This window comes from Streptomyces sp. CB01373 (genome assembly GCF_002803075.1).
In the GTDB taxonomy this organism is placed as follows: Bacteria; Actinomycetota; Actinomycetes; order Streptomycetales; family Streptomycetaceae; genus Streptomyces.
In genome coordinates this window covers 38,299-51,196 of sequence record NZ_NNBK01000021.1, presented here as the reverse complement: position 1 = coordinate 51,196, position 12,898 = coordinate 38,299, and the positions used below count along the sequence as shown (strand labels likewise).

Genomic DNA, 12,898 nt, shown 5'->3' with positions numbered 1-12,898 from the left:
GGCGGGTGCGGGTGACATGGCGCTGACCACTCTCCTGGGACGGTCTCGGGCGCCGCCGGTGAGGGCGGCACGCGGGTCGGGCCGGGACGAGAAGGGCCCGTCAGGTTCCGGCGCCGGCGGTCGGGCTGGGACGGGGGGCGCGGGCGGGGCGGGCCGGTGGGACCGGGCGCGGCCCGGTGGCGCCGCGGGTCTCGGCGACCATGAGGTCGATGCTGGCGAGGAGGTCCTCCTCCTCGGCCGCCCGCCGCAGCCGGTGCGCGGCACTGCCGAAGGCCAGAGCCCGGGTGAGAAGTTCGTGCACGGCCTCCCGGTCGCCGGACGCCTCCAACGCGGGACGGAGTCGTGTCGCCATGGCGCGCAGCACTTCGGGGGCGGGGGCCGGGCGCCGGGTGACCGGGTCGACCAGCGGGCCCTCCAGGCCCGAGCGGGCGGCTCGCCAGCCGGCGGCCCGCAGCCACTCGTGGTGGCCGTCGCACCGGCCGGTGTCCCCGCGGGCCAGCCGGTCGCAGGCGTCCTGGACCAGTGCCCGGAAGAGACCCGCGACCAGCACGACCGTCTCCACACGCGGGCAGGCGTCGCAGATCCGCAGTTCCAGCGTGGGCTGGTGCGCGGAGGGCCGTACGTCGTGGTAGATCATGCCGGCGTCGGCGATGACGCCCGAGCGGATCAGCTCCTCCAGGGCGGCGTCGTAGGCGGCGGCGTCGGCGTAGCAGCCGGGTGGTCCGGCGGTCGGCCAGCGCTGCCAGAGCATCGTCCGCCAGCTCGCGTAGCCGGTGTCCGCGCCGAGCCAGAACGGCGAACTGGCCGACAGCGCGAGCAGCGGCGGCAGCGACGGCGCGACCAGGCACATGGCGCGTACGGCGGTGTCCCGGTCCGGTATGTCGACGTGCACCTGCGCGCTGCAGATGAGCTGTTCGTCGGCGACCCTGCGGTAGTCGTCGGCCATGTGCCGGTAGCGGCGCCCGGCGGTGATGTTGCCGGAACCGACCCGTGCCAGTGGCACGGTGCCGGCGGCCACGGTGGCGAGGCCCAGCGAGGAGGCCGCCGTGTCCAGCAGCCGCCGCGACCGGGCCAGGTCCGCGAGGAGGGCGTCGAGGGTGTCGTGGACCGAGCTGTTGGCCTCCACGACGGACTGCTGGAGCTCGGCGGTGAAACCGGGCCTGCGCAGCCGGTCCAGTACGGCGCCGGCCCGCGGCACCAGCCGGCCGCTCTCCACGTCCAGCACGTGGAACTCTTCCTCTGCCCCGATGCGCAGCGTCACGTCACGTTCTCCCCTTGCCTGGGCGATCACCCGGCGCTCGAGCCCGGTCCCTCTGGGGACCCCGCGCCCCGGGACCCCCGAGTGCCCAGACCGGCACCTTCGCAAGCGTCCCGGCCACGGACGAAAAATCCGTGGCCGGGGGGATCAGTCCCAGAGGGGATACGTCTCCACTCGTGCGGCGCCTTCCGGGCGGGCCGCCGGGAACTCCAGGCTCAGCCGGGTGAAGTGCCGCAGTTCCGGGCGCTTCTTCCAGGAAGCCGGACCGTCCAGCCGCACGATCACCGGGTAGTCGTGGAACCGTCCGGCCGCGCAGTAGGGCTTGCAGTCGTTGACGAGGTTGAAGCCCCTGGCCGTCGCGGACTGGTCGTTCCACTGCGACCACCGCAAGGCGGACAGGACGCTGTTGCCGTCACCGCAGGCGAGGATGAACGCGCCGGGCCGCTGCCGCGGCTTCGACAGACAGTCGACCAGCACCGGCTGCCCGTTCGTCCGTTTCTCGGCGTGCGGCGAGTCCGTGTTCCCGTGCGGGGCCGCCGGTGCGGCGGAGGCCGTACCCGCGCTCGCCGCGAGCAGCCCCGCGGCGCAGAACGCGACCGCTGTCCTCATTGTGTGTCTGCCCATGTCCGCTCCTGGCCGACGACGTCCTGGGTCCTTAAAGACGCTACGGCCGAGTCGGACGACGTACCACTCGTGCGGGGCGAGGGCGTGCGCGTGTCGAGCGGGGGGTCCTCGTCCGCGCCCTGCTGGCAGGCCGCGCACAGTTCGTGGTGACCGTCATCGGTGACCACGGTTCCCCAGCCCAGGCAGGCCTCGCAGTCACGGGCCGGGCCCAGATCGGGGTGGGGAGGCGGGGTCGCGTTGTGGTCGGCTCCGTACGCCATACCGAGGCGGCTCCTTGGAAGCGGTGGTGGGGGGATGTAGACCATTTTGTCCTATTTCCTAAATCTGTCCAGACTCTTTCCTGGTTCTTGGAAATCACGAACGCACCGAGTCGACGGCGATGTTCAGATGGCGCGGGCCGCGCAGCACCGCGTTCCGCCGGTAGGGCGGCGGGTCCTCCACCAGGCGGGGGTTGTCCAGGCGGCGGGCCAGCTCGGCCAGCGCGAGCTGCGCCTCCCGCCGGGCCAGCGGCGCGCCGAAGCAGATGTGGATGCCGCTGCCGAAGCCGAGGTGCTCGATGTCCTCGCGGTCGGGATCGAACCGGTCGGGATCCGCGAACCGCTCCGGGTCCCGGTTGCCCGCGGCGAGCATCAGCCAGATCCGCGCGCCCTTGGGAATCGTGACCCCGCGCAGGTCGATGTCGGCGACACAGGTGCGCTGCGGCACCAGCTGCACCGGAGGCTCGTAACGCAGCAGTTCCTCCACGATCCTGACGGACAGTCCCGGATCCTCGCGCAGCCGGTGCAGAAACTCCGGGTGGCGCAGCAGGGTGAGCATCCCGTTGGTGATGAGGTTGACCGTCGTCTCGTGGCCCGCGATCAGCAGCAGCACCGCCGTGCTGAGCACCTCCATCATCGACATGGTCCCGTCCGTGCCGTGACTGGCCGCGAGGTCGGACAGCAGGTCGTCGCGCGGCTCCTTGGTGCGCTGCTCGACCAGACCGGCCAGGTACATGCCGAGCTGCATCCGGGCCTCCTGCGAGGCGCGCTGGAAGTCGTCGTCGGTGCGCTGCCGGGTCTCCGGGTCAAGGGCGGCGACGATCGGGTCCACCCAGGTGCGAAAGCGCGGCTCGTCCTCGCGCGGCACCCCGAGCAGCCGGCAGATCACCGTCACCGGGAAGGGATAGGCGAACTGGTCGACGAGGTCGATCTGCCGCGCGTCGCCGAAGCCGTCGATGAGCTCGGTGACGATCCCGCCGAGTTCCCCGCTCATGGAGTCGATACGGTCGGGCCGGTGCGGCGGGCCGAAGGAGCTGTTGGCGATCCGCCGCAGCCGGTCGTGCTCGGGCGGATCGAGCCTGATGAAGCTCGGCGGCAGCCCCGTGGCCTCCGGTCCCGACAGCTCGTCCGCGCCGGCGGCGATGAGGTTGGTGGCGTCCGAGCTGACCCGCGGGTCGTGGAGCAGCCCGAGGATGTCGTAGTACGAGCTGACGGCGTAGGGGCCGTCCTCCTCCTCGTGCAGCACCGGCGTCCTGCGCAGCTCCTCGTAGAGCGGATACGGGTCGGCGCGGTTGGCGTAGTCGGTGATCCGTTGCAGGAGCGGGCCGTTCGTCATGTCGGGTCCTTGGCGCGTGGAGGTCCGGAGATCCGGGATCCGGGATCCGGGAGGGGAAGCGGGGCGCCGGCTCAGTGGCGGGCCGGTGTGAAGACCAGTTGCCGGTCGGTCGGGGAGTAACCGCTGAGGGTCACGGTCGGGCCGTGCGTCGGCAGCGACGGGTCGGGAAAGTCGGCCGGCACCGGCTTGCGGCCCTCGGGCCTGCGGTCCACCGTCGGGAACTCCACCGGGAACGGCGCGCCCGTCTCGATCAGTCGCTGGTAGAACTCCAGCCACCGCGTGTTGTCGAAGCTCACGGCGGCGATCACGCGGCCCTGGTAGCCGTACACCCCGACGAACCGCCGCTCGGTCAGCGACCCCTGGGTGATCATGACCTCCTCGCCCATGGACGGTACGCCGACCGACTTGATGTTCACGCCGAACTGCGAGGACCAGAAGGCGGGCACCCACATGTGCGGACGCCGGTCGGCGCCGGCGCTGATCATGTTGTGCGCGGCCACCTCGGCCTGGGCGACGGCGTTGCCCCAGTGCTCAAGGGACAGGAACTGGTAGCCGAACAGCGGATGCGGGGAGCGGGCGACGTCGCCCGCGACGTAGATGTCGTCGGTGACGATGCCGCGGAAGTCGAAGGCCCGGCAGCCCGCGTCGCAGGCGATGCCGCGGGGTCCCGCACCCAGCCCCGAGCCCGCCAGCCAGCCGGTGTTGCGGCTCGCGCCCAGCGATACCACCACCACGTCCGTCTCGACTGAACTGCCGTCGGACAGGTGCGCGACCCGCACCCGGCCCGTGGCGTCCCCCTCCAGACCGGTCACCATGATCCCGGTGCGCAGGTCCACCCCGTTCTCCCGGTGCAGCTCCGCCGCCACCGCGCCGATCACCCCGCCGAGCGCTCCCACCAGCGGAGCGTCGGCCCGCTCCGCGACCGTGACCGCGATGCCCTGGTCGCGGCAGGCCGAGGCGATCTCCGATCCGGTGAAGCCGGCCCCGATGACCAGCACCCGCCGAGGCGGGCCCTTCATCCGCCGGTGCAGACGGACCGCGTCGTCCCGGGTGCGCAGCACGAACACCCCGTCCAGCTGGGCCTCTTCCTCCTTCGGCCAGGGCCGGGCGTGCACACCGGTCGCGATCAGCAGCCGGTCGTAGGGCACCTCCTCGCCGTCGGTCAGCCGCACCCGCCTGGCCGCCATGTCGAGACCGGCCGCCGCGACCCCGAGCCGCCAGGTCGCGTCGATGTCCCGGCGCCGGGGCAGCTCGGTGTGGTCCGGGGACGCCTTGCCGAGCAGCACCGCCTTGGACAGCGGGGGACGGTCGTACGGCTCGTAGGGCTCGTCACCGATCATGGTGAGCGATCCGGCGAACCCCTCGGCGCGCAGCGTCTCGGCAGCCCGCAGGCCCGCCAGCGAGGCACCCACGATCACGATCCGGCCCTCGAGTCTGAGCCACTCGTGGAACGCCTCAGCGGGCATCGGAGGCCCCCCGCCCGGCGCCGACGGGCTCCTCGCCCGTCCCGGGCAGTCCCTCGGCGGTGATCGCCTGCACCGGGCACGCCGCGACGGCGCGCGCGACCTTCTCCCGCTGCTCCGCGCCGGGCCGCGGGTTGTAGACCAGCGACTCCTCGCCGTGCATGGTGAACACGCCCGGCGCGAGGAACGCGCACTGCGCGTATCCCTGGCACTTGTTGAGATCGACGACAAGCCTCATTGGCGACCCGCCCTTCCGGCGGCCAGGTCCTCCGGAGCCACCCGCTCGGCGGTCACCCTCGGACGGCGGTCATCCCACGCCAGGATCGAAGCCCCGGTGCCCTGCCCGCGCGCCGGGACCCGCCGATGGGGTGACGCCGGTCGCGGGGCGAAGAGGCCACGACGGGCCGCGGCCCGTCCCGAGCTCACCCGGCCTCCGCGGCCCCGCCGGGAGCCGCCTCACCGGGCCGCCCCGGTGCCGGGTCGTGCTCGGCGACCGCCGGTCACCCAGGCGCCGACGGCGAGCACGCGAAGACGGCCGCCATCCGCGTCGCGTACCCGGTCATCAGCGGGTACGCGACGCGGATGGCGGCCGAAGTCCCGGGCGGCGGGCCCGTCCGGCCGCGCGCGGCGTCCGCGGCGGCCGCTCGGGCCCGTCTGTCACTTGAGGTAGCCGAGGATGGTCATCATTCCCGACTCGGAGTGGTACTGGTTGTGGCAGTGGAGCATCCACAGCCCCGGGTTGTCGGCGTAGAAGTCCACCACCAGCTTGTTCTGCGGCAGCACGATCGCGGTGTCCTTGCGGGGGCCGAGGCCGTCCGGGCCGACGAGGGCGAAGGTGTGGCCGTGCAGGTGCAGCGGGTGCCACATGCCGGTGCGGTTGTGGAACGTGATCCGGACCCGCTCGCCCTGGCGGACCGGATGGCGCTGCTCGACCGAGTACGGCCGGCGGTCGAAGCTCCAGTCGTACCACTTCATGTTGCCGGTCAGCTTGATATCGATCTCGCGGTCCGGCTCCTCGTCGGGGAACGTCACCGAGTCGTCGGCGGTCAGCTGGTGGGCCATCAGGAGGCGCCCGTCCAGCTCGTCGATGTGGACGGAGGGCGGGGGCAGGTCCCTCGACCTTCCGGTGTTCAGCACGGCGAGGGCGCGCGCGTCCTTGCCCTCGGCGAGCGCGACCAGCGGGAACACTCCGTCCTCGGCGGTGATGACGACGTCGTACCGCTCCGCCATGCCGATGAGCAGCGAGTCCGTCGTGATGTGATCGACCGGGTAGCCGTCCGTGTGCGTCACCGTCATCTCGTGGTCGCCCAGCGCGACCCGGTAGGCGGTGTCGGCGCTCGCGTTGATGAACCGCACCCGGATACGGTCGCCGGGACGGGCCCGGAAGACCGAGGGATCGTGCGGGACGCAGCCGTTGATCAGGTAGTACGGGTAGTCGACGTTGCCGCCCATGCCCTGCAGGATGCGGCTGAGTCCGGCCCGCAGCATGCGGTCGGGGCCGTGGGACGAGCCCTGCGGGGCCGAATGCCCGCCGTGGCCCCCGTGGCCCATGTCCATGCCGCCCATGTGCATGCCGCGGGGAACGGGACCCTTGACCTTCTGCAGCTGCGCGAGCACCTTCTCCGGAGTGGAGCCGCCCAGGCCGTCCACCCAGTCGTCCAGGACGACCACCCACTCCCTGTCGTACGACAGGGGCTCCCTGGGGTCGTCGATGATCAGTGGTGCGTACAGACCGCGGTCCAGTTGCATGCCCTCGTGCGAGTGCAGCAGGTAGGTGCCGGGGTGGGACACGACGAAGCGGTAGTTGAACTCCGAGCCGGGCCTGATGGACCTCTGGGTCAGGTCCGGCACGCCGTCCATGTCGCAGCGCAGCCGCACACCGTGCGAGTGCAGTGTCGTCCCCACCGGCAGGCGGTTGCGAAGCGTGATGTCGAGGATGTCACCCGCGGTGGCCCGGACCAGCTCGCCGGGGATCCCGTCGCCGTACGCCCAGGTCTTCACGGTCTTGCCGGACAGGTCGAACGACGTTGGGCGGGCGGTGAACCTGTACTTGCGCACCGGCCCGCGCCCGCGCCGGTGTTCGGCGGCCAGGACCTCCCGGTCGGACGGGTTCACGTACCCCTTGGGTCCCTTGGGAACGAACGGGCGGAAGCCGTCGACGGCCCCGGGGCCCCGCGCGGACCCCGAGCTCTGCCCCGAGCCCGGCGCGGATCCCGAGTGCGGGCCGGGCTCCGCGCGGGAGCCGGCCCCTGAGCAGGCGGTCAGGAGTCCCGAAGCGGCAGCCGTGACCGAGGCACTGAGCAAGGTGCGCCGCGAGTATGTGTCCATGAGTCGAATAACACACGTTTTGCGGCGATATGTGGGAGAACTGACACGGCGCGTCTGACGATCTCGGCAACCATTGCCCTGGTGGCGGGGTGATACGGGGTACGGCCCGCGCGGCGACGTGCCGCGGCCGGGCATCTGCGCTATGCTCGATCTTGAGCGCGTCACCGGAACTCCCGGTGGCCGGCTGTGCGTTGGTGGTCCAAGGAAAGACGCCCCGCTTCCTGCGGGGAGATGCAGGTGCAAGGCCTGCCCGGCGCTCGTGGACGAGCCCCACTCCCGACATGGGAGTGGGGCTTTCGTCGTGTCCGCCGAACGGGCGTTCGCGCCACCTGCCGATCCACGGCGCGCCGCGCCGCCGCTTGTGCGGGCCGCCACCGCTCGCCGCCCGGGGTCGGCGACGCGGGGGATTCCGCGGGGCGCTTGAACATTCCCGGGCCGAACTCCGTATGGGACGGGGGGAATCGCATTCCCGGCCGGCCACGACGCGTAGGAGAAGTTCGGTGAGACGCAACACGCGCAGACGACCCACGGGCCCACGGCGCGCCACCATCGGTGCGATGGCGCTCATCCTGGGCGGAGGCGGGCTGATGGTCGCCAACGTGTACGCCTCCGCCACCGAAGACACGTCGGCCGTGCAGTCCGTAGGGGACCGTAAGCAGAGCCCGGCGGCGGGAGGCGCCACGATCGACTGCCCGGACGTCGGCGCCCGGCTGACCGAGGTGCCGGAGGAGGCGAAGACGACCGTCGACGAGCAACTCGCGGCCCTGGACCAGCAGATCGCGAGCGCCTACCAGCGGATGCTGGAAGCGGTGAAGGACGGGCGTATCGACGTCGACGCCGTGGACAAGGGGATCGTGGGCCCGCTCACGCAGGAGCGGACCACGACGATCGGCGGCATCGCCGACGCGATCGAGCGTGCCGGGGAGCGGCCCGACGGGCTCAGCGACCTCGCGGCCTGCACCCTGCGCACCTCCGACACCGAGGGCGGCGACGGGCAGACCGGCCAGGACCAGAGCGGTCAGGACCAGAGCTTGCCGCAGGACGGACAGCAGGAGCCGGAGCAGGGCGCCGACGACGGGCGGTCCGGCAACGGGCCCGTGGCCGCGGACTACGCGGACATCAGCTCCGTGCAGCCCAATGCCGGCAAGCCCCGTGAGGAGGCGGACGCCTCACGCGGCACCTTCGCCTCCAGCTGCGGAGTGAACGCGGGCGGCCTGTTCAACTCGGACAACGTGATCGTCGCCCCCGGCGTCACCAACGGCGCCCACCACTTCCACGACTACATCGGCAACCAGGGCAACAGCGCCTTCGCGAGTGACGAGGACCTGGCGAAGGCCGACACGAGCTGCGCCGACAAGGGCGACAGGTCGACCTACTACTGGCCCGTGCTGCGCCTTCAGGACGGAACCCGTGAGCGGGACGCCGACGCCCCCGGCGGCGGGACCGAGGGCAACGCGGGCAAGATCGTGACGCCGAAGCAGGTGACGCTGTCCTTCGAGGGCAGCCCGCGCGGCAAGGTGACGGCGATGCCGCGCTTCCTGCGCATCATCACCGGTGACGCCAAGGCGTTCGTCAACGGCCCCGCCAACGCCAACGCCTCCTGGTCCTGCACCGGGTTCGAGGACCGGCAGCTGAAGGACAGGTACCCGCTCTGCCCCCAGGGCAGCGACGTGGTGCGCACCTTCAGGTTCCAGAGCTGCTGGGACGGCCGGAACGCCGACAGCGCCAACCACCGCACGCACGTGGCGTTCGCCGACGGCGAGGGCAACTGCCCGGAGGGATTCCGGGCGATCCCGCAACTGGTGCAGCGCATCGTCTACGGCGTCGACGCCCCGAGCCTGAACGACGGCGGTGCGACCACCCCGCTGTTCGCCGTGGACTCCTTCCCCGAGCAGCTGCACAAGCCGGGCACGGACCACGGCGACTTCATCAACGTCTTCGACGAGGACCTGATGGGCCGGATGGTCGACTGCATCAACAGCGGCCGCACGTGCGGCGCCGGGGCCGACCAGGGCGCGGAGTCCGGCGCGCAGCCGGAGAAGCCGCAGGAGCCGGAGAAGCCGCAGGACCCTCAGGAGCCTGAGGAGAAGCCGACGGAGACCTCGGGCGCGCGGCCCGGAGACGGCGCCGGCGCGGCCGGTACCGGCGGCAACGGCGGCGCGGCCGGGGCCGGCAAGGGCGGCGCAGGGGCGGAGAAGTCCGCGGAGCCCACGGGCGGCGCGGTGGAACCCAAGGCCGACACCTCCCGTCAGGCGGGGACGAGCGCCACGGGTGCCGAGACCGGTGCCGCGACCGGTGGTGAGGTGGGCTCGCCCGCCTACACCCCGGCTCCCGGCGGAGACGGCCAGGCGGCGGCCGGCGCACAGACCGGACCGCAGACCGAACCGCAGGCAGTCAGGGGCAGCCTGGCCGAGACCGGAGCCAAGCTGTGGCCCGCGGCCGCCGGTGCGGTGCTCGTGACCGCGGGCTTCGTGCTGCTGCGCCGGATCAGGCGCAGCGCCGCCTGACGACGCCACGGGCCGCGAAGGGGGCGGCGGTGGGACCGGATGACCGGTCCCACCGCCGCCCCCTTCGGTTTCGCCCGGCCTCGGTTTCACTCGGCGCGGGCGAGACCTCTTCGGGCGTTGTTGTAGATGCGCATCAGGTGCTTGGCCACGGCGCACGGAATGGCATGCGCCTGACATTGACGGCAGGTCTGCCTGTGCTGCTCGTAGTCGGAATGCGCTTGCTGCAGAGCAGCGTCCGGAGACGGCATGAGGATCCTTCGCACGGGGGGTCGGACGGCACGGGTGCGCCCGAGGTGACTGGGGACAAAGCCCGGAGCCAAAGTGGATCATGTTACTTCGGGTAGAGGGAAGCGGCGTCGGACCGCTGTGTGCGAAGGATCGGCGAGGCGCCTTACGCGCTCCTGGGGCTCTGCCGCCCGGAATGGGCCCACCAGCGGCCCTCGTGCCGGCTGACCGCGATGGGGCGGCCGAAGCACGTGGTCAGCCACGGCCCGGTCAGTACGTCCTCGACGGGTCCCTGGGCCAGGATCCGGCCTTCGCGCAGCAGCAGGGCGTGACTGACGGCGGGGGAGAGTTCCTCGAGGTGGTGGGTGACCGTCACCGTGGCGAGCCGTGGCCGTCCCTCCGCGAGCCGGTGCATGGCCTCGACCAGATCCTCGCGGGACGGCAGGTCCAGGGCGTTGAAGGGCTCGTCGAGAAGCAGCAGCGCGGGCTCGGCCATGAGGGCCCGGGCGATCAGGACGCGCGCCCGCTGCCCGCCCGAGCAGACTCCGTACGGCCGGTCGGCCAGGTCCTTGATGTCCAGCTCGGCGAGCAGTTCGTGGGCCCGCTGCCGGAGCTCCTCGTCGTACATCCGCCACAGTGGCTGCACCGTGCCCGAGTGACCGGTCAGCACGACGGTGTGGGCGTCCAGTTCACCAGGAACGCGCTGCGCGGTGGTGACGTGCCCGATGCGTGCGCGCAGTTCCCGTACGTCGACGCGGCCGAGGAGTTCGCCGAGGACCTCGACGCTGCCGGCCGTGGGGTGCATCAGGGCGCCGAGCAGCCGCAGCAGTGTGGTCTTCCCGGCGCCGTTGGCACCCAGCAGTGCCCAGTGCTCTCCCGCGCGCACCGTCCAGTCGACGTCGTCGAGGATCACCTGGTCGGTCGTGCAGCGGCGGACGCCCACCTCGCGGAGGGCGACGACGGTCCCGTGCTCCCGCGTTGTCCGCTCCGCTGTGTCCTCGGCCATGCTGGGCTCCCCTCGACCGTCGAGGCCGTCGCTCGACCGGCACCACGAACGGTAGATGCATCCGGCACCTTGTCGCCGTTCTGTCCGGCTCGTGGACGCGGCGAGGGCGCGGGTGAGGTCGCGGTGACGGCGCCGCCGTCGCCGGCTCGCCGCTCCGCGGCGGCCGGTCGCCCGTGTGACGAAGCAGACACGGCGGCCGCAGGCGTGCCCGGCCGGAAGAGGGGTATGTGCACGCCGTGAACAGGGTGGTGAAGGCGGTTGGGATGGAATCCGTCCTCCTCGGCGGCGCGGAGCCGGCGCCGGATACCGGCGTGATACGCATGGCGGCGGCCCTCGACGGCGACGGAGCGTGCATCGCCGAGGCCCGCCATCTCGCGGCCGCGTTCCTGAGCCGGGCCAGGACCGGCCACGGACTGACGGTCTCGGACCGGGCCATGGACCTGACGCAGCTGGTGGTCAGCGAACTGGTCACCAACGCCCGCAAGTACGCCTCCGGCCCCATCCTGATGGATCTGCGGATCGCCGGAGACGCCGTGGACATCGCGGTCTGGGACAGCGATCCGGTGCTGCCCGTGGCACGGGCAGCCGATCCCGGACGGGTGGGCCAGCACGGTCTGGAGATCGTGATGGCCGTGGTGGAGCGGTTCGAGGTGCGGCGCGAGCCGGTGGGCAAGCGTGTCGTCGTCCGCGTAGCGCTGCTCGACGCCGCGCGGCCGTGAGGCGGCTGCGGCCGGCGGCCCCCGCCGGGCGGCGTCAGGCCTGGAGGTCCGCCTTGTCTCCCATGACCACGACCGGGTGCTGACGCGGGTCGAGGGAGCGCAGCAGGTACCGCATCGCCGACTCGGACAGGGTCACGCACGCGGAGGTGCCGCTGCCGTGGTCCATGTGCAGCCAGATGCCGCCACCCCTTGACTGCCCTTGAGGCCGGGTGGGGTCGTTGGGCGGTGTGCCCTTGACGCGGTTGAAGTCGATGGCGATGACGTAGTCGAAGTCGTGCCAGGCGTTCTTCGTCCAGGACCGGGGCGCCTGGAACGCGGCGGACCGTGTGTACGGGAGCTTCGCCCCGGGGTTCTCGAGCACGCCGCCGGCGTCGCTCAGCGTGAACACCCCCACAGGGGTGCGCTGGTCGCCCTCGTGATGGTCCGTCGTCCAGCCCTTCCTGCCGTTGTGGGCCGGCCAGGAACCCGCCCGCTCCCAGTGCGAGCCGTGCTTGGTGAAGAAATCGACCGTCGCGTCGGGGGAGTCGGGCCCGGCTCCGTGGACGGCGACCACCTGGCGGGACCCGGACGGCACCCGATGCCACATGTGGTCACCGATGCCCGGCACCCGGCTCGGAAAGGCCCCGCGGCCCGGCGTGCGCTCCGCCGGCCCGCCGTGACCGGCCGGGCGCCGGTGGCCCGTACCGCCGCAGGCCGTCAGCGACATCGCCAGCGCCCCACCGACGGCCACCACGGCCGCTGTCCGCAACGCTCCGCCTTTTCGCATGCGCCCCATGATGGCACCACCGGGGGCCCGTGTTTCACCTGAATGGCCGTCCGTGGCTGCGTGCAGATGGCCCACTCGGTGTCTCCTTGAGTGAGAGAGGCGTCCATCGAGGGAGTGGAGCCGATCATGTATGAGATGTGTGCAGGAGCAGAGAAGCCCGGTGGGGCTCTGGTCTGGCACGTCATGGCCAAGCACACGACCACCACCCTGTGCGGACAGAAACTGGGTCAGCACGTCGACGGCGCGAGCGCACAGCGGGCTGGACACTGTTCCACCTGCATGGCGTTGTTCGGGAAGCTGATGACCGCACCACCCGCGGTCGGCTCTCCCGCCGCCACGGACCATTAGGTCCTGGCACCCGGCTCCCGTCCTCCGCCACGAGGACGGGAGCCGGGTGTTCGCGCTCCGT

The 12,898-nt window shown here is 72.1% G+C and carries 11 protein-coding genes; 3 read left to right on the top strand and 8 right to left on the bottom strand.

What is annotated here, in order from left to right:
• Nucleotides 1-100 precede the first annotated feature (100 nt).
• The 6 genes from CG719_RS29850 to CG719_RS29820 form a co-directional block, all read right to left on the bottom strand.
• Nucleotides 101-1,261, bottom strand: coding sequence for a carboxylate-amine ligase (locus CG719_RS29850; protein WP_100571831.1), 1,161 nt, complete (start codon nt 1,259-1,261; stop codon nt 101-103).
• 144 nt (nt 1,262-1,405) lie between these two features.
• Complete coding sequence (locus CG719_RS29845) at nt 1,406-1,882, bottom strand: hypothetical protein (RefSeq protein WP_100571830.1); 477 nt, start codon at nt 1,880-1,882, stop codon at nt 1,406-1,408.
• A gap of 354 nt (nt 1,883-2,236) precedes the next feature.
• On the bottom strand, nt 2,237-3,475 hold the full coding sequence (locus CG719_RS29835; RefSeq protein ID WP_100571828.1) for a cytochrome P450: 1,239 nt from the start codon (nt 3,473-3,475) through the stop codon (nt 2,237-2,239).
• A 71-nt stretch (nt 3,476-3,546) separates the two neighbouring features.
• Entirely contained in the window at nt 3,547-4,941 is a 1,395-nt protein-coding gene (locus CG719_RS29830) for an NAD(P)/FAD-dependent oxidoreductase (protein WP_100571827.1), read from the bottom strand.
• Nucleotides 4,931-5,176, bottom strand: coding sequence for a ferredoxin (locus CG719_RS29825; protein ID WP_100571826.1), 246 nt, complete (start codon nt 5,174-5,176; stop codon nt 4,931-4,933). Before CG719_RS29825 ends, CG719_RS29830 begins: the two co-directional genes overlap by 11 nt.
• A 419-nt stretch (nt 5,177-5,595) precedes the next feature.
• The gene (locus tag CG719_RS29820) at nt 5,596-7,266 is read right to left on the bottom strand and encodes a multicopper oxidase family protein (protein ID WP_100571825.1); all 1,671 of its coding nucleotides are present in this window, start codon (nt 7,264-7,266) and stop codon (nt 5,596-5,598) included.
• Nucleotides 7,267-7,823: 557 nt separating this feature from the next.
• Here CG719_RS29820 and CG719_RS29815 point away from each other — a divergent pair.
• Nucleotides 7,824-9,773 carry a DUF1996 domain-containing protein gene (locus CG719_RS29815; protein WP_234375817.1) on the top strand — a complete coding sequence of 650 codons (1,950 nt, stop codon included), beginning with the start codon at nt 7,824-7,826 and terminating at the stop codon, nt 9,771-9,773.
• Between the two features lie 391 nt (nt 9,774-10,164).
• Here the strand turns inward: CG719_RS29815 and CG719_RS29810 are convergent, their stop codons facing one another.
• A complete protein-coding gene (locus CG719_RS29810; RefSeq protein WP_100571823.1) occupies nt 10,165-11,004 on the bottom strand; it encodes an ABC transporter ATP-binding protein in 840 nt (279 codons plus the stop codon).
• Nucleotides 11,005-11,267: 263 nt separating this feature from the next.
• Between CG719_RS29810 and CG719_RS29805 the strand changes: the two genes are divergently transcribed.
• Entirely contained in the window at nt 11,268-11,723 is a 456-nt protein-coding gene (locus tag CG719_RS29805; RefSeq protein ID WP_107488241.1) for an ATP-binding protein, read from the top strand.
• Between the two features lie 34 nt (nt 11,724-11,757).
• Here CG719_RS29805 and CG719_RS29800 read toward each other — a convergent pair whose 3' ends face one another.
• Nucleotides 11,758-12,489 (bottom strand): L,D-transpeptidase family protein, encoded by a 732-nt coding sequence (locus CG719_RS29800; protein ID WP_100571822.1) that lies wholly within the window; start codon nt 12,487-12,489, stop codon nt 11,758-11,760.
• Nucleotides 12,490-12,624: 135 nt separating this feature from the next.
• Between CG719_RS29800 and CG719_RS29795 the strand changes: the two genes are divergently transcribed.
• Nucleotides 12,625-12,837 carry a hypothetical protein gene (locus CG719_RS29795; protein WP_234375816.1) on the top strand — a complete coding sequence of 71 codons (213 nt, stop codon included), beginning with the start codon at nt 12,625-12,627 and terminating at the stop codon, nt 12,835-12,837.
• Nucleotides 12,838-12,898 lie beyond the last annotated feature (61 nt).